The 19,689-nt window shown below is 42.8% G+C and carries 22 protein-coding genes; 4 read left to right on the top strand and 18 right to left on the bottom strand.

What is annotated here, in order from left to right:
* Positions 1-91: 91 nt before the first annotated feature.
* The 16 genes from nadA to cysS form a co-directional block, all read right to left on the bottom strand.
* Positions 92-1,153: a quinolinate synthase NadA gene (gene nadA, locus CCZ37_RS05040; protein ID WP_026028138.1), complete on the bottom strand. Its 1,062-nt coding sequence runs from the start codon at positions 1,151-1,153 to the stop codon at positions 92-94.
* A gap of 132 nt (positions 1,154-1,285) precedes the next feature.
* Positions 1,286-2,062: a tol-pal system protein YbgF gene (gene ybgF / locus CCZ37_RS05035; protein ID WP_094499918.1), complete on the bottom strand. Its 777-nt coding sequence runs from the start codon at positions 2,060-2,062 to the stop codon at positions 1,286-1,288.
* 15 nt (positions 2,063-2,077) lie between these two features.
* Positions 2,078-2,617, bottom strand: a complete 540-nt coding sequence (gene pal / locus CCZ37_RS05030; RefSeq protein WP_010319189.1) for a peptidoglycan-associated lipoprotein Pal — start codon at positions 2,615-2,617, stop codon at positions 2,078-2,080.
* Positions 2,618-2,647: 30 nt separating this feature from the next.
* Positions 2,648-3,985 carry a Tol-Pal system beta propeller repeat protein TolB gene (gene tolB / locus CCZ37_RS05025; RefSeq protein ID WP_415679662.1) on the bottom strand — a complete coding sequence of 446 codons (1,338 nt, stop codon included), beginning with the start codon at positions 3,983-3,985 and terminating at the stop codon, positions 2,648-2,650.
* Between the two features lie 27 nt (positions 3,986-4,012).
* A complete protein-coding gene (gene tolA, locus CCZ37_RS05020) occupies positions 4,013-5,089 on the bottom strand; it encodes a cell envelope integrity protein TolA (RefSeq protein WP_094499917.1) in 1,077 nt (358 codons plus the stop codon).
* A gap of 12 nt (positions 5,090-5,101) precedes the next feature.
* Complete coding sequence (tolR, locus tag CCZ37_RS05015; protein ID WP_010319192.1) at positions 5,102-5,545, bottom strand: protein TolR; 444 nt, start codon at positions 5,543-5,545, stop codon at positions 5,102-5,104.
* Positions 5,546-5,548: 3 nt separating this feature from the next.
* Positions 5,549-6,232: a protein TolQ gene (gene tolQ / locus CCZ37_RS05010; RefSeq protein WP_010319193.1), complete on the bottom strand. Its 684-nt coding sequence runs from the start codon at positions 6,230-6,232 to the stop codon at positions 5,549-5,551.
* Complete coding sequence (gene ybgC, locus CCZ37_RS05005) at positions 6,222-6,665, bottom strand: tol-pal system-associated acyl-CoA thioesterase (protein ID WP_167372383.1); 444 nt, start codon at positions 6,663-6,665, stop codon at positions 6,222-6,224. Before ybgC ends, tolQ begins: the two co-directional genes overlap by 11 nt.
* A 161-nt stretch (positions 6,666-6,826) precedes the next feature.
* A complete protein-coding gene (gene ybgE / locus CCZ37_RS05000) occupies positions 6,827-7,129 on the bottom strand; it encodes a cyd operon protein YbgE (RefSeq protein ID WP_094499916.1) in 303 nt (100 codons plus the stop codon).
* Positions 7,122-7,229, bottom strand: coding sequence for a cytochrome bd-I oxidase subunit CydX (cydX, locus tag CCZ37_RS04995; RefSeq protein WP_010319196.1), 108 nt, complete (start codon positions 7,227-7,229; stop codon positions 7,122-7,124). Before cydX ends, ybgE begins: the two co-directional genes overlap by 8 nt.
* Positions 7,230-7,240: 11 nt before the next feature.
* Complete coding sequence (gene cydB / locus CCZ37_RS04990; RefSeq protein WP_010319197.1) at positions 7,241-8,377, bottom strand: cytochrome d ubiquinol oxidase subunit II; 1,137 nt, start codon at positions 8,375-8,377, stop codon at positions 7,241-7,243.
* 17 nt (positions 8,378-8,394) lie between these two features.
* The gene (gene cydA, locus CCZ37_RS04985) at positions 8,395-9,981 is read right to left on the bottom strand and encodes a cytochrome ubiquinol oxidase subunit I (protein ID WP_094499915.1); all 1,587 of its coding nucleotides are present in this window, start codon (positions 9,979-9,981) and stop codon (positions 8,395-8,397) included.
* Between the two features lie 469 nt (positions 9,982-10,450).
* On the bottom strand, positions 10,451-11,455 hold the full coding sequence (gene ruvB, locus CCZ37_RS04980; protein ID WP_017042275.1) for a Holliday junction branch migration DNA helicase RuvB: 1,005 nt from the start codon (positions 11,453-11,455) through the stop codon (positions 10,451-10,453).
* On the bottom strand, positions 11,452-12,072 hold the full coding sequence (ruvA, locus tag CCZ37_RS04975) for a Holliday junction branch migration protein RuvA (protein ID WP_094499914.1): 621 nt from the start codon (positions 12,070-12,072) through the stop codon (positions 11,452-11,454). Before ruvA ends, ruvB begins: the two co-directional genes overlap by 4 nt.
* 101 nt (positions 12,073-12,173) lie before the next feature.
* Complete coding sequence (gene ruvC, locus CCZ37_RS04970; RefSeq protein WP_010319201.1) at positions 12,174-12,695, bottom strand: crossover junction endodeoxyribonuclease RuvC; 522 nt, start codon at positions 12,693-12,695, stop codon at positions 12,174-12,176.
* Positions 12,696-12,776: 81 nt separating this feature from the next.
* Positions 12,777-14,159, bottom strand: a complete 1,383-nt coding sequence (cysS, locus tag CCZ37_RS04965; protein ID WP_094499913.1) for a cysteine--tRNA ligase — start codon at positions 14,157-14,159, stop codon at positions 12,777-12,779.
* Between the two features lie 179 nt (positions 14,160-14,338).
* Here cysS and CCZ37_RS04960 point away from each other — a divergent pair, with 179 nt between their 5' ends.
* The 4 genes from CCZ37_RS04960 to CCZ37_RS04945 all read left to right on the top strand — a co-directional run bounded on the left by CCZ37_RS04960 (position 14,339) and on the right by CCZ37_RS04945 (position 17,456).
* Complete coding sequence (locus CCZ37_RS04960) at positions 14,339-14,833, top strand: peptidylprolyl isomerase (protein ID WP_010319203.1); 495 nt, start codon at positions 14,339-14,341, stop codon at positions 14,831-14,833.
* Between the two features lie 36 nt (positions 14,834-14,869).
* Positions 14,870-15,604, top strand: coding sequence for a UDP-2,3-diacylglucosamine diphosphatase (gene lpxH / locus CCZ37_RS04955; protein ID WP_094499912.1), 735 nt, complete (start codon positions 14,870-14,872; stop codon positions 15,602-15,604).
* Positions 15,605-15,706: 102 nt separating this feature from the next.
* Positions 15,707-16,921, top strand: a complete 1,215-nt coding sequence (locus CCZ37_RS04950) for an EAL and HDOD domain-containing protein (protein WP_094499911.1) — start codon at positions 15,707-15,709, stop codon at positions 16,919-16,921.
* 67 nt (positions 16,922-16,988) lie between these two features.
* Positions 16,989-17,456 carry a YchJ family metal-binding protein gene (locus tag CCZ37_RS04945; protein WP_010319206.1) on the top strand — a complete coding sequence of 156 codons (468 nt, stop codon included), beginning with the start codon at positions 16,989-16,991 and terminating at the stop codon, positions 17,454-17,456.
* A 40-nt stretch (positions 17,457-17,496) separates the two neighbouring features.
* Here CCZ37_RS04945 and CCZ37_RS04940 read toward each other — a convergent pair whose 3' ends face one another.
* Positions 17,497-18,159: a DUF2057 family protein gene (locus CCZ37_RS04940; RefSeq protein ID WP_094499910.1), complete on the bottom strand. Its 663-nt coding sequence runs from the start codon at positions 18,157-18,159 to the stop codon at positions 17,497-17,499.
* Positions 18,160-18,234: 75 nt separating this feature from the next.
* Positions 18,235-19,260, bottom strand: a complete 1,026-nt coding sequence (locus CCZ37_RS04935) for a porin (RefSeq protein WP_094499909.1) — start codon at positions 19,258-19,260, stop codon at positions 18,235-18,237.
* Between the last annotated feature and the right edge of the window lie 429 nt (positions 19,261-19,689).

The raw sequence follows: 19,689 nt of genomic DNA, 5'->3' as shown, positions 1-19,689 counted from the left end.
TTTTCGAATAACGTTAATTTCACATCAATTTGCTTGCGATAAAAAAGGCTCTGAATAAGAGCCTTTTTTCATCCACTACCGCCGAAAGGAATTAGGCATTCCCTTTGACTTGCAAATTTAACTGTTCCGCAAAATCCAACATACGGTTCAATGGGATGAGTGATTTCACTCTCACGGCTTCATCGACGAAGATTTCGTGATCTTTACCGCCTTCCATAAGAGCTGACTCAATCGCTCGCAGACCATTCATCGCCATCCAAGGACAATGCGCGCAGCTTCTGCATGTTGCCCCAGCTCCTGCCGTCGGTGCTTCAATTAATTCTTTCTCAGGGACTAACTGCTGCATCTTAAAAAAGATGCCTTTATCGGTCGCCACAATCATTTTCTGTTGAGGTAAGGATTTTGCTGCCTTAATCAACTGGCTGGTAGAGCCTACAGCATCCGCAAGTTCTACCACACTGGCTGGTGATTCTGGATGTACAAGGATGGCCGCATCGGGATACAGTGCTTTCATCTTACGCAATGCATCGGCAGAGAACTCGTCGTGAACGACGCATTCACCTTGCCAGAGCAACATCTTTGCACCTGTTTTTTTCTCGATGTATGAGCCTAAATGGCGATCTGGCCCCCAAATAATCGGTTTATCTTCCGCATCTAAGTGTTCGACAATATCCAGCGCGATACTTGATGTCACCACCCAATCGGCACGAGCTTTGACCGCCGCCGATGTGTTTGCATACACAACAACGGTATGATCTGGGTGTGCATCACAAAATTCTGTGAATTTATCGGCAGGGCACCCTAGATCCAAAGAGCATTCTGCTTTTAACGTTGGCATTAAAATGCGTTTTTCAGGGGTTAAGATTTTTGCTGATTCGCCCATAAAGCGCACACCAGCGATGATCAATGTACTGGCAGGATGGCGATTACCAAACTTGGCCATCTCTAATGAATCACCAACAAAACCACCAGTTTCTTCAGCAAGAGCTTGAATTTCAGGGTCGGTATAGTAATGCGCAATCAGTACTGCATCTTTTTCTTTTAAGAGTTGTTTGATACTTGCTGTATAGGCTTGTTTTTGCTCAACCGTCAGTGGAATGGGCTTTGGCGGAAATGGATAAATAGTTTCAATCGTATCTAATATGTGGCTCATTGCTCTTGCTCTACGCAACTTCCAAGAATCCGAGCATTGTACACCGCACCTAACGAAGGATCAAAAGTGATTCATAAATTGCATATTTGAAAAGAGGCCTTACGGCCTCTGATTTAATAACTCAAATTACTATTAATTCAAATTCTCTTTAGCTACCTTTGCCGATGCACTACTAGGATATTCATCGACAACTTGCTGATAGTACTTATTGGCTTGTGCCAAGTTATTATTGCGCTTGGCAATATCACCCAACTTAACCAGCGCATCAGCACGCTTGTTAGAATCACTGTAAGTGATCACCGCAGCAAAACTTTGCGCCGCTTCTTTATCTTGCTTTTTCGCAAAATAGAGCTGCCCTAGCCAATAATGGGCATTAGAGGCAAAATTAGAATCCGGGTAATCTTTTTGGAACTGCTGAAACGCAGCAATAGCACCGCTGTAATCCCTTTTCTTTAGGATCAAATCAACCGCATTTTGATAAGCGGTTTGCTCATCAACATTGCTGCTAAACGTTCCTGCAATATCAGTGTCAACTGTCGGCTGTGACGAACTTGTGGTTTTATTCTTCATTTCGCCACGTACGCGATCTAACTCGATAAAGAGTTCACGTTGACGCTGCAACATTTGCTGCATATCGTAACTGTTACGTTCTAGCTGACCACGTAGTTCACTGACTTCAAGTGCCATATCATCGAGCTGCTGCTGCATTTTAAGTTGAACACTATTACGGTTTTCAAGCAGACGTTCAAGACGTTGCACATCAGATTCAGATGATGGTTTTTTAGCGCGAGATGTGCTGACTGAAACGCTGTTGCTAAGATCGGCTACTGGAGCTGGTGCAGCGGGCACTTGACCCGCTGCACTTGCCAGTAACGTAAGCGTTACAATTCGCTTAAAGTTACTGAACATGAGGCAATTCCTCGATTAGTATACGAGAACCGCGCGGCGGTTCTTCGCATACACTTCTTCAGATTGCCCAAGAAGAAGTGGCTTCTCTTCACCGTAACTAACGATCGAGATTTGGTCAGCTTGTACACCTAGCGCTTGTAGATATTTTGCTACAGCTTGTGCACGACGCTCACCTAGCGCGATGTTATATTCAGGCGTACCACGTTCGTCAGCATGGCCTTCGATGGTAACTTTCATTGCTGAATTTTTGCTTAGGTAAGCCGCGTGTGCAGCAAGCATATCTTCGTAATCACCAGCAATTGTCGCGTTGTCAAATGCGAAATAGATGGTTTGGGTTTCACGAAGAGCTTGTTCCTTTAGCTCTTGTTCAGCGAGTTGGCCATTCGCATCAATTGGAGAAACTACGGTTGTATCGACGCTGTTTGCTGAACCTGAAGTAGACTGGTTAGTTTGAGTACCAGAAGCGTTAGTCGCTTCATCGCTTGAACTACATGCAGTTACTGCAAGTACTGGTAGCGCAATCAGCAGCCCTTTAAGAACTTTATTAAGTTGCATTTTTTTTCCTTACTTTTTGATACTTACTTGCTATAAAAACGGAGACCACGCAGGAGCCCTAACGCGACCATTTGTTGCCGGTAATCTAGCTTTGAAACGCCCATCTATAGACACCATCGAAAGTACATTCGCTTTGTTATAAATAGAACTGTATATGACCATACCACCATTGGGTGCAATACTTGGAGATTCATCGAGCAAAGTCTTTGTTAGAATTTGCACTGAACCTGTTTCCAAATCCTGTTTCGCCAGATTAAAACCCGAATTACTTCGGTTTACCATAACAAGGAATCGGCCATCAGGTGTGATTTGACCACCTAAGTTCTGAGTGCCTTGCCATGTCAGACGATTGGTAGAACCGCCAAATAAATTTACTTGATATATCTGTGGTTTACCACCCCGATCCGAAGTAAATATTAGCGATTTACCATCAGGATGCCAGAACGGTTCTGTATTATTTGATCTGCCACTCGTTATTTGTTTCAGCTTCTTGGTTGCCAAGTCCAGAGTATAAACCTGTAAGCTGCCCGTTTTAGACAACACCAAGGCGAGGGTTTTCCCATCTGGCGAGAACCTTGGTGCCCCATTATGGCGTGGGTACGAGGTCACTTTCTCTCTTTCACCAGTATAAATATTCATGATGAATATTTCCGCTTGGCCGTTTTGGAAGCTCACGTACGCCAGTTGCTTGCCATCAGGTGACCAAGTCGGCGACATCAAAGGCTGCTTTGAACGAAGTACCAACCGTTCATTGTAACCGTCATAGTCGGCAACTCTTAGCTGGTAAGGATATTGCTCATCGTCATTGACCACCACGTAGGCAATGCGAGTAAGAAAGGCACCCTTATCGCCCGTAAGTTCTTGGTAGACTAAATCTGAAATTCGGTGCGCATACTCACGCATACGATTGGCGGGTACGGTAGCAACTTTATTAAATAACACGTGATCTTTAGAGAGTACCAACTGCCCATCATTACTTAATGCCTTACTTTGCCCTTGCGTCAATTGCCCACGGACCACATCCACTAACTGATAGTTGATGACATAGTTACCTTCAGCATTTTGCGTAATGCTACCCGTGAGCAAAGCATCAACGCCGATGCTGGTCCAAGCATCAAACTTGACATCGGTTTCATTGTAAGGGGTTTGTGGCATTTTATTAGTATCGATTGGACTGAATTTACCACTACGCTGTAAGTCTGACGCGATCACCGCAGAAATATCCTGTGGTAATTTTGTTTTACCTTCCCACTTAAACGGTACGATAGCAATCGGCCTTGCTGAATTGATACCGTCGGTTATCACAAGCTCCAATGCGGCGTTGGCGAGCTGTACGCTACTTATAATGGTAAGTAGGCATCCTAACATCAATCGCTTTAACACAAGCTTTTCCTTTTAATTTGGGTCTACAGTTAAATTAATGTTTTTCAATTTATTGACTACATCAAGATCATCTTTAGGAAGTGGAAATGTGCCCACCTGCGCAACAGCACGTTTTGTCGCCGCGCATAGCCTAGAGTCTCCCTCAATAATGCTTAGATTCCCGAGTACCGCTCCCGCTCCCGTTCCCGTAGGAATAAGCCGCAGGTTCACTTTGCACTGTTTGCTTTTAAAACTCTCTTCAAGCAGCAAATTTTGTTGAATGAGCTGCACATAAATTGCTCCATATCGCTGAGCTTCACTCATTACAAATTGAGAACGAGCTGAGCTATTTTGCTCGGCTTCTGATTCTAACCCGGAAAAAATGTTGTTCAGTGCCGCTTCTTGTTCTTTGCGTTCGCGTTCCAATCTCTCCAAGCGTGCTTTCTCTTTTTTTGCATTCTCGGCCGCTTTTTTCGCTTCTTGTTCTTTGGCTATTCGCTCTTTCTCGGCTCGCTCTGCGGCTTCACGCTCTTTACGAGCTTTCTCTTTGGCCTGCTCAGCTTCTTTTTCGCGGACAATGCGTTCTTTTTCCGCTTTCGCAATTTCAGCCTCTTTAACAATGCGCTCCTGTTCCGCTTTTTTAACTGCTTCTTCTTTTATCTTGCGTTCCGTTTCTGCTTTTAATGCTCGATCTTTTTCTTTACGGGCTCGCTCTTCTGCTACTTTACGCTCTTGTTCTTTTGCGGCACGTTGCTTTTCAGCTTCTCTGGCCGCTTTGGCTTCCTGAGCTTGTTGCTCTTTTAATTGGCGAATATTCTCTTCTTCCGCTTTGCGGCTTTTTTCCAACTGCTCACTTTCGCGGCGTAACTTATCCAGCCGATCCTGCTCTTTTTTGGCGACGGCCTCACGCTGATTACGAATTTGCTGTGCCTGTTTTTGTACCAATTGTGGGTCAATCACCACGGCTTGAACCATCGGCCCTACAGGCTCGGGCTTAGTTAGGTTAAAATCCGATCCCCATAACAAAGCAGTGATCAACACTATATGCAAAGCAGCCGAGATAATGATGGGCTTTTTGTAATCGCTTTTTTTGGATTTATGATCTTTCATGAACAGTACAAACTATCCTTTAATTTCGGTTAGCAAACCTACTTTTGAAATACCCGCACGATTCAATTCATCCAGAACCAGTATCACTTCTGCATAAGGCGTTGCTGCATCACCACCAACCGCAACCGGTGAATCCGGTTTCAACGACAATTCAGCTTTAACTCTGATAATGACATCTTGTAGCGAAAGACCCCGCTCGACCTCATCATCATTTACGCTCAGCCCGAGGCGGCCTTCTTTATCGATCTCCACAATGATAAAGCTGCTATCACTATCACCTTTCAGATCCGACGTCGACTTTGCCGTAGTGGTTTTAGGAAGTTCTACATCAACTCCTTGGGTCACAAACGGCGATGTCACCATAAAAATAATCAGCAACACGAGCATAACGTCGATATAGGGAACAACGTTAATCTCGGCTGTTAACTTGCGCTTTTTACGCTGGTAACCAACCATTGTCTATTCCCTACCGGCCATCGCTTGGCGATGAAGAATACTATGAAACTCTTCAGAGAATGTGGCGTAATTATGCTCTAATTTACTGACTTTGTTGCTTAAACTGTTATAAGCCATTACAGCAGGAATCGCCGCAAACAAACCCATTGCCGTCGCAATCAGCGCCTCCGCAATACCTGGAGCCACCATTGCTAATGTTGCTTGCTTCACTGCACCTAATGCAATAAAAGAGTGCATGATACCCCATACCGTACCAAATAATCCAATGTACGGGCTGATAGACCCCACAGTCGCTAGAAATGGCAAACTGGTTTCTAACTCGTCCACCTCTCTTGCAACGGCAACTCGCATCGCACGTCCCGTGCCTTCCATGATGAAATCGGGTGAAGTGGCGTTAGTCTTGCGTAAACGTGCAAATTCGGTAAAACCAGAATAAAAAATCTCTTCTGTACCCAAAAGTTCATCTTTACGCTTTTTTACGTCTTGATAAATAACAGATAAGTCAGTACCAGACCAAAACTTATCTTCGAAAGCTTCAGCATTTTTTTCCGCTAAGGAAAGTACTTTGCTGCGTTTGATGATCATCGCCCATGAAACGATAGACATCCCCAAAAGGATTAGCATCACCATCTTGACCAATAAGCTGGCTTGCAAAAACAGATCGAGAATTGAGATATCAGCAGTCACTATGGGTTAACTCCAAAATAATTGATTGAGGCATCGCTTTTGGTCTCATGTTTTTATTGTCGATGCATGCTACCTTAACTATTGCTTTACACAATACTTTGCCTTCAGGATTGACGAGCTCTTGACAGAAGAGCAAAGAAGCTTTTTTCAAAGCCGAAATTACGGTTTTTACCGTCAGCATATCGTCTAAACGTGCAGCTTGTAGAAAATCGATGTCAACGTGTCTGACCACAAAGCCGATGTTCTGCTGCAAAAGCGTCTGCTGAGACACTCCAACTGCACGTAACATTTCGGTTCGGGCTCGTTCAAAGAATTTAAGATAGTTTGAGTGATAGACGACACCGCCAGCATCCGTATCTTCATAGTAAATCGTCACAGGCCAATAAAAGGAAAAGGCTGAAGCTGTATTTTGCACAAAGGTTCCAACATACATACAGATTTAGGTAAGTACTATAACGCAACTCATTGGCGTTAGTACAAGCATTGAGTGGACTTTTACAAAACTTGAAACAAAAAATTAGTGCTGTCTCAAAGAGGCAGCACTAATGTGGGTCCTTAATCAACCTTCGATAGGCTATTCATACATAGTAAATATCAAACTAGTCGAATAGTCGTTAGATAAATTAAGATCGATAATGAAATGTAGGGGCTAAACAATAATTGCCAAAACCATTTGCGTGGTCTAAAACCAACACCAAAAACCATACTTGCACACAGCGCCCATATCATGAGTGGTGAAATAACCACGTTAAAACCACCAATGCTCTGAGAATAAAGCTCAGGATCCCACATAATCATGGCAACATGATAAAAACCAAGCACAAGCGATAAGACTCTGAACAGAGTCTTATCAAGCGGTTTATGGTATTCAGTGACTTGCAAAGCAAGTTTACTCACGGTCTTTGTCCATCATTTCAGAATGCTCTAACCAAAGAGCGTTGATAATGCCAAATGCACACGCTAAAAGCACACCTAGAATCCATGCGAAATACCACATATCTATGCTCCTTAGTAAAGTGAGTTTTTGTTTTCTTCAATAAACTTGCTATCAAGACGACCAAACATCTTGTAGTAAGTCCAAGTGGTGTAACCAAGAATGATAGGTACCATTACAAAAGCAACTACTGTCATTAAGTTCAACGTCAATTCACTCGATGTTGAGTCCCACATGGTCAAACTGTTACTTGGTACTAAGCTTGAAGGCATGATAAATGGGAACATAGCAAAACCAGCGGTGAAAATTACACCCGCATTGGCTAAGCTAGAAGCCAAGAATGCGAGACCTCCTTTTTCAAAACGCGACGCCAACACAGCAATTAGTGGCATGACAACACCCAAAGCTGGCGCTATCCATAGTAATGGATAAGCGTTGAAATTAGCCATCCATGCCCCTGCTTCACGTATCACTTCTTTATTGAGTGGGTTTGATGCCGCATGTGTATCAATGACGCTGGTAATCACATAACCATCGATATTTTGGATCCAAAAACCTGCGGCGACAAAAGTAACAGTAACCAACAAACCCATCAGTTGAGCAACACCACGAGCGCGTGTATGCAGCTCATCGGTGGTTTTCATCTGTAGCCAAGCGGCACCTTGTAAAATAATCATAAACAAGCTAACTAAGCCACAAAGCAGAGCAAATGGGTTCAACAGACCAAAAAATGAACCGTGATACGTTGGCATCAAGAAATCACTAAGTTGGAATGGTACGCCTTGTAGTAAGTTGCCAAAGGCAACACCAAAGATGACTGGTGGTACAAAACCACTAATTGAAATACAGATATCCCAAGTATTACGCCACTTTGGATCTTCAATTTTTGAACGGTAATCCAAACCAATCGGACGAAGCCATAATGCAGCCAATGTAACAATCATCGCCAAATAAAATCCGGAAAATGATGTCGCATAGACTAACGGCCAAGCCGCAAACAGTGCGCCACCTGCCGTGATAAGCCAAACTTGGTTACCATCCCAGTGTGGGGCAATCGAGTTGATCATGACACGACGTTCACTGTCATTTTTACCAATGACAGGAACAAGAGCACCAACGCCCATATCAAAACCATCCGTGATTGCAAAACCAACCAGCAGTACGCCGATCAGCACCCACCAAATTAGTCGCAAGATTTCGTAATCAAACATTATTCTATCTCCCTGCCTTATGCTTCAACTTGACGGCTAACTTTGTCTTCAACAGAGTTTGCGTTTTGCTCAAAGTGATAACGACCAGTTTTCAGGCTGCTAGGCCCTTTACGAGCAAATTTAACCATCAAGTAAACTTCAGCAATCAAGAACACAGTGTACAGTGCAAGAATCGCGAACAGTGAAGTCCATAATTCGCCAAGAGTTAGTGCAGAAGCGGCAACATTGGTCGGTAATATTTCACCAACCGCCCATGGCTGACGGCCATATTCAGCAACAAACCAACCCGCTTCAATCGCAATCCACGGCAGAGGAATACTGAATAATGCCGCTTTAAGAACCCATGGTTTCTGCTCGATTTTTTGACGGCAGGTTTGAACAAATGCCGCACCAAATACAAACAACATCACAAAACCGACACCGACCATCAAACGGAATGACCAGAATAGCGGCCATACGGTTGGAATTGAATCATCAGCGGCGGCTTGAATTTGCTCTTCCGTTGCATCAGTCACTTTGTCGGTATAGCGCTTCAGAAGTAAACCATAACCTAAGTCACCTTTCACTTCGTCAAATGCATCCATATTTGCTTGAGATTTTTCACCCGCACGAAGTTTTTCTAGTAAACCATAGGCATACATACCGTTACGGATGCGATCGACGTGATCATCGCGCAAATCACGCAACCCTGTGACTTCGGTGTCGAGAGAGCGCGTAGCGATAATCCCCATTAAATAAGGAATTTTGATCGCATAGTCGGTGTGCATCTCATCTTGATTTGGCAAACCAAACAAGGTGAAAGCAGCGGGTGCGGGTTCTGTGTGCCACTCTGCTTCAATCGCCGCAAGTTTTACTTTTTGAACTTCGCCGACTTCATAACCTGATTCATCACCAAGTACAATTACAGACAAAATGGCAGCCATACCGAATGACGCGGCAATAGCAAATGAACGACGGGCAAAAGCGATATCGCGACCTTTCAGTAGGTAGTAAGAACTAATTCCTAAAATAAACATCGCACCCGTGGTATAGCCAGAAGCGACGGTATGCACAAATTTCACTTGAGCAACTGGGTTGAAAACGACTTCAGCAAAACTGACCATTTCCATACGCATGGTTTCAAAATTGAATTCTGCGCCGACTGGGTTTTGCATCCAACCATTCGCAATCAAAATCCAAAGTGCCGAGAAATTAGACCCCAGCGCAACTAGCCAAGTCACGCCCAAGTGCTGGCGTTTTGATAGTCTATCCCAGCCAAAGAAGAACAAACCGACAAAGGTTGATTCTAAAAAGAAGGCTACAAGTGCTTCAATCGCAAGAGGGGCGCCAAAAATGTCACCTACATAGTGGGAATAGTATGACCAGTTTGTACCGAACTGGAACTCCATAGTGAGGCCTGTGGCCACACCAAGGGCAAAGTTAATACCAAAAAGCTTACCCCAGAACTTTGTCATGTCCTTATAGATTTGCTTATCAGTCATTACATACAAAGATTCCATGATGGCTAAAAGAAAAGCCATACCTAGAGTCAATGGAACGAACAGGAAGTGATACATCGCTGTCAGTGCAAACTGCAACCGCGATAGATCAACGACGTCAATCATGGTAACTCCTTTGTGCCGGCTGAATGACACTTTTGACATGCTGAGCTGGTTAAAACCCTTAAATTCATCAGTGATAAAAACTCACCAAATGTTGGAAAATTTCGGATTTTTGTTGCGAGCATGTACCGTTATGGTTAGTTAATTGTTAAGCATCAGCTAATATAGCTAGGGCTAATACTACTGCTAATTACAAGTTGTTTCAAAAGGTTTATAGGAGAAAAATACCTTGATTTATATCAATTTTTACACGGCAAACCTGAACAAAAAAAGAACAAAATGATCTACATCAAAGGAAGAATGAAATTATTGTAAGCATTTAGTGAAGGAGCTAGAGGTTAGGACAACGAATCACACAGAGAGTTAACAACGCACTCCATATTATTAACTCTTCGGTGGTAAAAAAATGCCATAAAGAAGACATGGGTCACACTTTGTAACTATCGAGAAAAAGCAACAATGAACTGCAAACTTATTTTTCAATTCCGAAGTGAAGGTAAGCGCGATCGGTCGCCATTCGCCCCCTTGGGGTCCGTTGTAAATAACCTTGTTGGATAAGAAAGGGTTCTAACACATCTTCAATGGTATCTTTTTCTTCACCGATTGCAGCGGCTAGGTTATCGAGACCAACAGGACCACCGCCAAATTTGTCCATGATCGCTAGCAATAGCTTTCTATCCATATAGTCAAAACCTTGGCTATCAACATCCAACATATTTAGCGCTTTATCTGCAGTCTCTATACATATGTGCCCGTTGCCTTTCACTTCAGCGTAATCTCGAACTCGACGCAGTAAACGGTTTGCAATCCGAGGGGTACCTCTTGCACGCCTTGCTACCTCAAGTGCACCATCCGCTTCCATCGACAATCCTAAACAGTCCGCGCTTCTTTGGACTATGTACTGTAGATCATCAATTTTGTAATACTCAAGACGCTGCACGATACCAAAACGATCTCGCAAGGGAGAGGTTAACGAGCCAGCGCGAGTTGTTGCCCCAATCAGCGTAAAAGGAGGTAAATCGATTTTAATGGAACGAGCGGCTGGGCCTTCGCCAATCATAATATCGAGCTGGTAATCTTCCATTGCGGGATAGAGAATTTCTTCAACCACCGGACTTAAACGATGAATTTCATCAATAAAAAGAACGTCGTTCTCTTCAAGGTTGGTCAGTAATGCCGCTAAATCTCCTGCTTTTTCCAATACCGGGCCGGAAGTTGTGCGGATATTCACTTCCATCTCATTGGCAACGATATTAGCTAATGTTGTTTTTCCAAGCCCTGGAGGGCCAAAAATCAGGAGGTGGTCGAGTGGCTCGCTGCGCATTTGTGCCGCTTTAATAAAGATTTCCATCTGATTGCGCACATGATCTTGACCACGATAATCCGCTAATTTTTTGGGACGAATCGCGCGATCAATAATATCTTCATCTTTAAAAATAGGACTATCAGGGGCAATTAAGCGATCAGCTTCAATCATACCATTGCTCTCAGGGCTTCTTTAATCAGCGCTTCGCTGGTCATGCCAGCTTTCATTACTTGCGCCACTACTTTAGAAGCCTGTTGAGGCTTATAACCCAAAGAAAGTAACGCACTGATCGCTTCTTCTTCCGCATTGCTCGTGAGCGCTTCCAAGGAATTGTTATCGACTGGCGCAGCGTCAGTAGCGGGAGTGAAAAGGTCGCCAGCTCCCCAACCTTTCAACCTATCTTTCATCTCAACAACCAAACGTTCAGCGGTTTTTTTACCCACCCCAGGAAGCTTAACTAATGTGGAGATATCTTCACGCTCAACGCATGAAACAAATTGTCCGGCCGTCATTCCGGACAAAATACCCAAGCCTAATTTTGGCCCGACGCCATTCGCTTTAATCACTTCACGAAATAAAGCTCGCTCTTTTACCGTGTTGAAACCATATAAAAGCTGCGCATCTTCTCGAACCACAAAATGGGTATAAATGACCGCTTCTTCGCCTAATTTAGGGAGTTCATAGAAGCAACTCATTGGCATTTGGACTTCATAACCAATGCCAGCGACTTCAATCAGTAGCTCTGGAGGTTGCTTTTCAATCAGAATGCCGCGAAGACGTCCAATCACAGGAAATTCCTTAGAGAAATGAGGTTATTTGACTTGGATGATAATAAATAACTGGATGTATAGCCAGTAGAAAAAATACCACCTCGCTCGAGATCGGTTTTTCAGCGATATCGGCCTTTTTTAGCACTGCTTGCCCGCCCAGCTAAGGCAATCAAGGTTTTATTGGTATTCGCATGACAAATTGCCACACCCAAAGCATCGGCGGCATCCGCTTGTGGCTTAGCCGATAATTTAAGCATTTGCTGGACCATATGTTGCACCTGCGCTTTATCAGCACTACCCGTACCAACTACAGATTGTTTAACCAGTCGAGCGGCATATTCATAGACTGGAAGATCTGCATTAACCGCCGCCACAATAGCACTGCCCCTTGCTTGCCCGAGTTTGAGTGCTGAGTCCGCATTCTTTGCCATAAAGACTTGCTCGATGGCAAAAGCATCAGGCTGAAATTGTGTGATGATTTCCGTCACACCAGCGTAAATTTGCTTGAGCCGACCAGGTAACTCTTTTTCGGATGTACGAATACATCCACTACCAAGATAGTACAAATATCGTCCATGCTGCCTGATCACACCATAACCTGTGATTCGCGAGCCGGGATCTATACCTAAAATAATTGACATGAAAACCTTAATCGTAGACGAAAAACAAAATGGGCTTAACCAATAAAGTTCAAGCCCATCATCGACAAGTTCACTGCCTGATTATTTACGACGCCAAGTAGTTCCGCTTGGGCCATCTTCTAAAATGATGCCGAGTTCGTTCAACTTATCGCGTGCCACGTCAGCATTAGCCCAATCTTTCGCTGCACGTGAGTCATTACGCAGTTTGATCAAAGCTTCAATTTCAGCCACTTGGTCATCACCATTAGTGTCCCCTTTAAGAAACGCTTCTGGATCTTGATGCAAAATACCAATCACATCGGCAAGCTCACGCATAAGTGCGCCAAGCGCGCTGGCTTGCTGAAGATTTTCTGTCTTCAGCTTGTTGATATCACGTGCCATATCAAACAATACGGAATAAGCCTCTGGCGTATTAAAGTCATCATTCATCGCTATCGTAAAGCGACTGACATACTCTTCACCGCCTGCAACTGGAACGGTTAAATCCAACCCTCTCAACGCAGTGTATAGACGCTCTAGCGAGGCACGCGCTTGTTTTAGGTTATCTTCGCTGTAATTTAATTGGCTGCGATAATGCCCCGACATCAAGAAATAGCGCACCGTTTCCGCATCATAGTGAGCAAGTACATCGCGGATTGTGAAAAAATTCCCTAATGATTTAGACATTTTTTCTCTATCCACCATCACCATGCCACTGTGCATCCATGTGTTCACATAGGGAGTGTCATGTGCGCAGCACGATTGAGCAATTTCATTTTCATGGTGAGGAAATTGCAAATCAGAGCCTCCACCATGAATATCAAAGTGGTTACCCAAAATCGCTGAATTCATCGCCGAACATTCGATGTGCCAACCCGGGCGTCCTTCTCCCCATGGGGATTCCCAAGTGGGCTCGCCCGGCTTCGACATTTTCCACAACACAAAATCAAGTGGGCTACGCTTAGCAAGATCAACATCAACACGAGCGCCCGCTTGAAGCTGATCGAGATCTTGTTTGGATAACTTGCCGTATTCGTCAAATTTGCTGACTTCAAACATCACATCACCATTAGAAGCAACGTAAGCAAAACCGCGTTCAATCAGTCGTTGCACCAAGCCTATGATTTCTTGGATATAAGCGGTTGCACGAGGCTCGACATCTGGACGTTTCATATTCAATGCATCGAAATCTGCATGCATGTCTGCGATTAAGCGCTCGGTTAGCGAATCGCAAGATTCACCATTTTCGGCAGCACGTTTAATGATTTTGTCATCAATATCAGTGATGTTACGCACAAATGTAAGGTCATAGCCTAAGTAGCGCAAGTAGCGAGAAATTACATCAAAAGAAACGAAGGTGCGACCATGGCCAATATGACAGAGATCATAAATGGTGACTCCACAGACATACATACCCACTTTGTTGGCATGAATTGGTTTGAATTCTTCTTTTTGTCTAGTGATTGAGTTATATATTTTCAGCATGATCTCTATCTAATAACTGTTTGAACTAAAATGGCTTCACAGTATAACAACTCTAGCCTAGCTTGGTCATCCTTATTCTCTCGCAATAATACGGCCCCTAAAGACATTTGTTGATTTGAATGTGTCCAAAGTTCAGTTAAAATCCGGGCCTCAACGAAAAATAGATAAAGGTAACTATCATGATCATCCTTCACACGAATTTTGGTGATATTAAAATTCAACTTAATGAAGAAAAAGCACCAGAAACAAGCGCAAACTTTCTACAGTACTGCCGTGACGGTTTTTACGATAACACTCTGTTCCACCGCGTTATCGATGGATTCATGATTCAAGGCGGCGGCATGACCTCTGGCCTAAAAGAAAAAACAACTCGCGCAACGATTAAAAACGAAGCCAACAATGGCCTAAGCAATAAGATCGGTACTCTTGCCATGGCGCGCACTATGGACCCACACTCGGCCAGTTCTCAGTTTTTCATCAACGTGAACAACAACACATTCCTAGATTTTCGTTCAGAAAGCCGAGATGGCTGGGGCTACTGCGTGTTCGCTGAAGTGATCGAAGGTATGGATATTGTGAACAAAATAAAAGCAGTAAGCACAGGCTCTATGGGCATGCATCAAGATGTTCCACTAGAAGAAGTGTTCATTTCTGGCACAACCATCGAAGAGTAACGGTAAAAGGAGCGCATAGCGCTCCTTATTTTTATTATGCATACACTATTTATTTCTGATTTACACCTAAGCCCTTCTCGACCAGATATCACCGAGTGTTTTATCCGTTTCATGCGCGAAGAAGCCATTCATGCCGATGCGCTGTACGTGCTTGGCGATCTTTTCGAATTTTGGATAGGTGACGATGATAACTCACCTTTCGCCAACCAAATAAAATCGGAATTTAAGCAACTGACTCGCGAAGGGGTTCCTTGCTATTTTACTCAAGGAAACCGCGACTTCTTGCTTGGCAAACGATTTGCGAAAGAAACCGGGATCACCCTTCTCCAAGAAGAACAAGTAATTGACCTTTATGGAAAAAAAACCGTGGTATTGCATGGTGACACACTCTGTATTGACGATATAAAGTATCAAGCCTATCGAAAGAAGGTTCACCAGCCTTGGCTACAATGGGTATTTAATCGGCTGCCATTTTTTGTAAAGGTTCGTATTGTGGGTAAAGTACAGTCGGGCATCCATAACGATAAACAAATGAAAGCTATGGATATTATGGATGTCACACAAAGTGAAGTGGATAAGGTTCTTGCAAAATATGAGGTTGACTTAATGATTCATGGCCATACTCATCGACCAGAGATTCATCACAAAAATCAACTTCATGGCACCGCAACGCGAATTGTTTTGGGTGACTGGTACACCCAAGGCTCAGTCTTGGTCTATGCTAATGATGGTTACGAACTGCAGACTCGGCCATTTAGTTCTAAAAACTGACGTCAAGTCGCATTCTGGTACTATTGGTTTAAGTGGTCGTATCACAAGTTAAGCTATAATAAGTAATATCAATGATATCAATAACTAGATAAGAGTCTTGCCTTGAAATACTCCTATATCGCCAGACAGCCGATACTCGATCGTGACCGAAAAACCATCGGCTACGAGCTGCTATTTCGAGACGGCCCTAAGAACACCTTTCCAGATATAGACCCAGACTTAGCAACGAGCCGGTTACTCTCTGATCATTTTTTATCTACTCATTACAATACGCTGGGTAAGCATTTAGGGTTTGTCAATTTCCCTTATCAAAGCCTGATTAACCTCGTTCCGACGCTTTTTCCTGCACAAAGTCTGGTTGTTGAGGTTTTGGAAGATTGCGAACCAACCCAAGAGCTATTAGAAGCAATAAAAAAGATGGCACAGCTTGGCTACAGAATTGCGCTTGATGACTTTGTACCCAGTTCCGGCTGGCTCGCTTTCCTCCCTTATGTATCAATTATCAAATTTGACATCCGCATTATTTCTCTTGAAAAAGCCACTCGCTTCATTAAAAAACTTGGCGCGACGAAAATTGAGTTCCTTGCAGAAAAAGTAGAAACCTATGAAGAATTTAAACAAGCCAGAAAGGCGGGCTTTACCTATTTTCAAGGCTACTTTTTTAGCAAACCAGAGATGTTACAGCGCAAAGCGTTAGAGCCGTCATTTCTTACTGTGGTGCAACTGTTTAAAGAAGTAGCCAAATCTAACCTCGATTACAAAGCCATTGAGGAGCTTGTCGCTACAGACCTTACCTTGTCTTATAAACTGTTAACCTTCGTTAACTCATCCGCGACCGTAAGTTCAAAGATCCACTCATTTAAACAAGCACTGATTTATCTCGGTGAACAACGATTGAGAAAGTTTATTTCCTTGGTTGCGATTGCTTCGACGCAAGAATCTAAACCGGATTATTTGTATGGCTTGTCTATTCAAAGGGCAAGATATTGCGAACTGATCGGTGTAACAGCAAAAATTAATGTTGAACCCGGCTCGGCCTTCCTGACAGGAATGTTTTCGTTACTCGATAGCCTACTTGATCAACCTTTAGAAAGTATCATGGAAGAGATGCCTATCGACGAATACGTTAAACTTGCACTAATAGAGGGGAAAGGAGAATTAGGTCTGGTACTTGAATTAACTCGAGCTTATGAACAGGCTGACTGGCAAAATGTTGAGAAAATTGCTCATACATTAAGTATCGAAGAACCCGTGGTAAAAGAGTGTTACAACGAAGCTGTGAAATGGACAGCTGATTTACTGGGTGTCCACTCCTGAGTAGACATCGAGTTTAGATCCCCTTAAACTTCCCCGTCTTATCTGCATGGGCAATTTGAGAGGATTTATGAACCAATGCTATTGTGGTAGCCATTTAGATTACCAACACTGCTGTGAACCAATCCACAGTGATTCAGCCTTAGCCATCTATCCAGAACAACTGATGAGAGCCCGCTATAGTGCCCATGTTCTGGGCTTGGTTGATTTCGTCATCAATACCTATCATCCGAGTTGCAATGCACCACAGCAACGCGACGCAATTGAAGAATCAATCAACAGCCAATGGTGTGGGCTAGACGTCATCTCCGCAAGTATCCGCAACAACGAAAATGAAGGCTTCGTTCATTTCAAAGCCTATTACACACAGAATCAACAGCAATTTTGTCTGCAAGAGCGTTCACGATTTATACGAGAAGATGGTATCTGGTTCTACATTGATGGTGAATTTCCACAGGAGAACACACCAACGAAGCTAGGACGAAATGACCCATGTCATTGCAGTAGCGGCAAGAAATTTAAGAAGTGTTGTGGGTAGAAGATTAAAACCATATTTCACAATGACCATAATTATCACCCTATTGATTATTAAGCCATAACTTAAACTGGTTTTGTTCTTTAGGAGATGCCTTCAAATAGATCATTTTCATCAAATCTACTGACTGATTTTCTTGAGATGTAGATTTAGTACTTTGTGATTGTTCAGGTAAAAAACTTTCCGTTCCACTGCCGATTGTAATGTAGCTCACAGGTATGGCGGCTACACCACCTTTTATATTGTAGTCTCTAGCTTCTTGCACATAATTACGACCAATCTGTACCCCATTCTCAATCAAGGTGTCCTGTACTATGTCTATGTACTCACCTTTTTTTGTATCCTTCAACTTCCAATCAAGCGGTGAAATTTCCCTTTGTGCTTCTCGATAGGATTTAAATGTTGGAAGTTCAAATATCATTTCTGCTGAAGAAGCTTTGAACTTAGCAATAATCACATCTCCATACACCGTTTTTATCAAATCCTTACCAACAAATTCAGGTTGATATTTAAAAACAATTTGATTTATCCCTTCTTTTAAGAAGATTCGATTACCTTTCGCGCTATAGCTTTTATCAAAATCTGGTTTTTCCATATTGATAGCTAATACCTTAACATCTTCATCTACCAGTAAGATATTTGCCAAAGCAGCACTCATAGTAAAGCAAGCCGCAAGAATAATAATTATTGACGGAAAAATTTTCATTAGTATGTTCCTCTACTGGAAAATACAAGACCCAGCAAAAGCCGGGTCTTACAATTAGGAATTAAATTCTAGCTATTACCAGTAGAAACGTGCACCGACACCGAAGTTAGTTTTATCGTCAGTCTTAGCATCTGCTGTTGTAGTACCTTCAAAGTTATAACCTAGCTCAGTAAAGACACGAGCCCATTTAGAGAATTTATACTCAACACCAACATACGATAGAGAAGCGTCCGAATCAACCGTTCCAGATTCGTTAGAAGAGCCTAGTACTAACTCATAGCCAGCATAAAGGGTCGTCTTATCAGCCACAGCAAACTTACCTGCTAAAGAAATCCCATGAGAATCAACTGTCTTATTAGCTGCTTTATCTTCAGCTTCATTGTAGTAGTAAGTCACACCTAAAGTGTGCTCGCCAAGTGCGTATTCTCCGGTCACTTCGAAAGATAGGTTTTCAGTATTGTGAGCTACGCTGCCAACTGCAATTTTGTTTACAGAAGAAAGAACGCCTGCGTGCATAGATAGATCACCGAAAGATTTACCTACAAATACCTCGCGAATTTCTTCATTTTTATCTTTCTCACCTAACGCGTAACCTGCTTTTAGCCAAAAAGAGTCATTTTCGAAAGCGTATTTGATTTGAGAGTCATTGTTCCATGCATGTCCGTAAAGAAGCGCAGAACCACCAAAGAAGTAAGAGTAATCTGCACCATATACATCATCAGCAAACGTACCTTCTTTACCAATTCGAACAACACCATATTCACCCATATCAAAACCAAATATATGGCGACGTACAAAAACAGTATCATCAGTACGCTCACTTGAATCAGCACCAGCGCCATAGTTATCACCTAATGCTACGCCGATTTCAACTTCACCCAGAATTTTTAAGTTATCGTTTACAACGTAGACACCATTGACACCGACACGTGAAGAGCTAGTGTTTAGCTCTGCGGTATGGTCTGTCTTGTCTAGGAATAGCATAGTCGGACGCAATTGGCCGTAGAAATCTACCGAACCTTCTTCAGATTTGAATACTTCTGCTGCGTTAACTGAGCTTGCTGCCGCAAGCACTGCTAGTGCTAATAGAGTCTTTTTCATAATTAATCCACTGCCTTTTCTTATGTATGGGAATTCCTTATCCGGTTCCCTTTGTTTTTGCTGGCAACTTCCAAATTTAAACTCGGTTCGTTGCCGCCATTAAATCTCAAGGATTAGATTGCAAAAGATTATCCTGCATGTCAAATATCCTAAAAAACAAACAAAAATAAAGGTAAAGACAATTAAAAACATATGGTTACATGAAATTTTCATAAAATTACGGGCGACTTCCAAGCAAAAACATCATATAATCTAAAAAACAACAATCATGCAACATTAGCATTAAATGCCATAAGAATCGCATTAAACGGCACTAAACCGACATTAATATCATCATTCTGCAATCAGGATAGTTTTATATTTTTCATAATAAGAATTAAATATAAGTTCCTGAAGGTTCAGTTTTTTTTTGTGAACAAGATCTAGATT

Origin of the sequence: Vibrio qinghaiensis, from assembly GCF_002257545.1 — a bacterium.
Taxonomy (GTDB): domain Bacteria; phylum Pseudomonadota; class Gammaproteobacteria; order Enterobacterales; family Vibrionaceae; genus Vibrio; species Vibrio ordalii.
Note: the sequence above shows the minus strand (reverse complement) of the source record. Positions and strands in the feature narration are given on the sequence as shown.

Excerpts from the sequence above, each read along its gene's own strand:
- nadA (WP_026028138.1), bottom strand. The coding sequence starts at position 1,153 with ATGAGCCACATATTAGATACGATTGAAACTATTTATCCATTTCCGCCA.
- ybgF (WP_094499918.1), bottom strand. The coding sequence starts at position 2,062 with ATGTTCAGTAACTTTAAGCGAATTGTAACGCTTACGTTACTGGCAAGT.
- pal (WP_010319189.1), bottom strand. The coding sequence starts at position 2,617 with ATGCAACTTAATAAAGTTCTTAAAGGGCTGCTGATTGCGCTACCAGTA.
- tolB (WP_415679662.1), bottom strand. The coding sequence starts at position 3,985 with ATGTTAGGATGCCTACTTACCATTATAAGTAGCGTACAGCTCGCCAAC.
- tolA (WP_094499917.1), bottom strand. The coding sequence starts at position 5,089 with ATGAAAGATCATAAATCCAAAAAAAGCGATTACAAAAAGCCCATCATT.
- tolR (WP_010319192.1), bottom strand. The coding sequence starts at position 5,545 with ATGGTTGGTTACCAGCGTAAAAAGCGCAAGTTAACAGCCGAGATTAAC.
- ybgC (WP_167372383.1), bottom strand. The coding sequence starts at position 6,665 with ATGTATGTTGGAACCTTTGTGCAAAATACAGCTTCAGCCTTTTCCTTT.
- cydX (WP_010319196.1), bottom strand. The coding sequence starts at position 7,229 with ATGTGGTATTTCGCATGGATTCTAGGTGTGCTTTTAGCGTGTGCATTT.
- cydB (WP_010319197.1), bottom strand. The coding sequence starts at position 8,377 with ATGTTTGATTACGAAATCTTGCGACTAATTTGGTGGGTGCTGATCGGC.
- cydA (WP_094499915.1), bottom strand. The coding sequence starts at position 9,981 with ATGATTGACGTCGTTGATCTATCGCGGTTGCAGTTTGCACTGACAGCG.
- ruvB (WP_017042275.1), bottom strand. The coding sequence starts at position 11,455 with ATGATTGAAGCTGATCGCTTAATTGCCCCTGATAGTCCTATTTTTAAA.
- ruvC (WP_010319201.1), bottom strand. The coding sequence starts at position 12,695 with ATGTCAATTATTTTAGGTATAGATCCCGGCTCGCGAATCACAGGTTAT.
- cysS (WP_094499913.1), bottom strand. The coding sequence starts at position 14,159 with ATGCTGAAAATATATAACTCAATCACTAGACAAAAAGAAGAATTCAAA.
- CCZ37_RS04960 (WP_010319203.1), top strand. The coding sequence starts at position 14,339 with ATGATCATCCTTCACACGAATTTTGGTGATATTAAAATTCAACTTAAT.
- lpxH (WP_094499912.1), top strand. The coding sequence starts at position 14,870 with ATGCATACACTATTTATTTCTGATTTACACCTAAGCCCTTCTCGACCA.
- CCZ37_RS04945 (WP_010319206.1), top strand. The coding sequence starts at position 16,989 with ATGAACCAATGCTATTGTGGTAGCCATTTAGATTACCAACACTGCTGT.
- CCZ37_RS04940 (WP_094499910.1), bottom strand. The coding sequence starts at position 18,159 with ATGAAAATTTTTCCGTCAATAATTATTATTCTTGCGGCTTGCTTTACT.
- CCZ37_RS04935 (WP_094499909.1), bottom strand. The coding sequence starts at position 19,260 with ATGAAAAAGACTCTATTAGCACTAGCAGTGCTTGCGGCAGCAAGCTCA.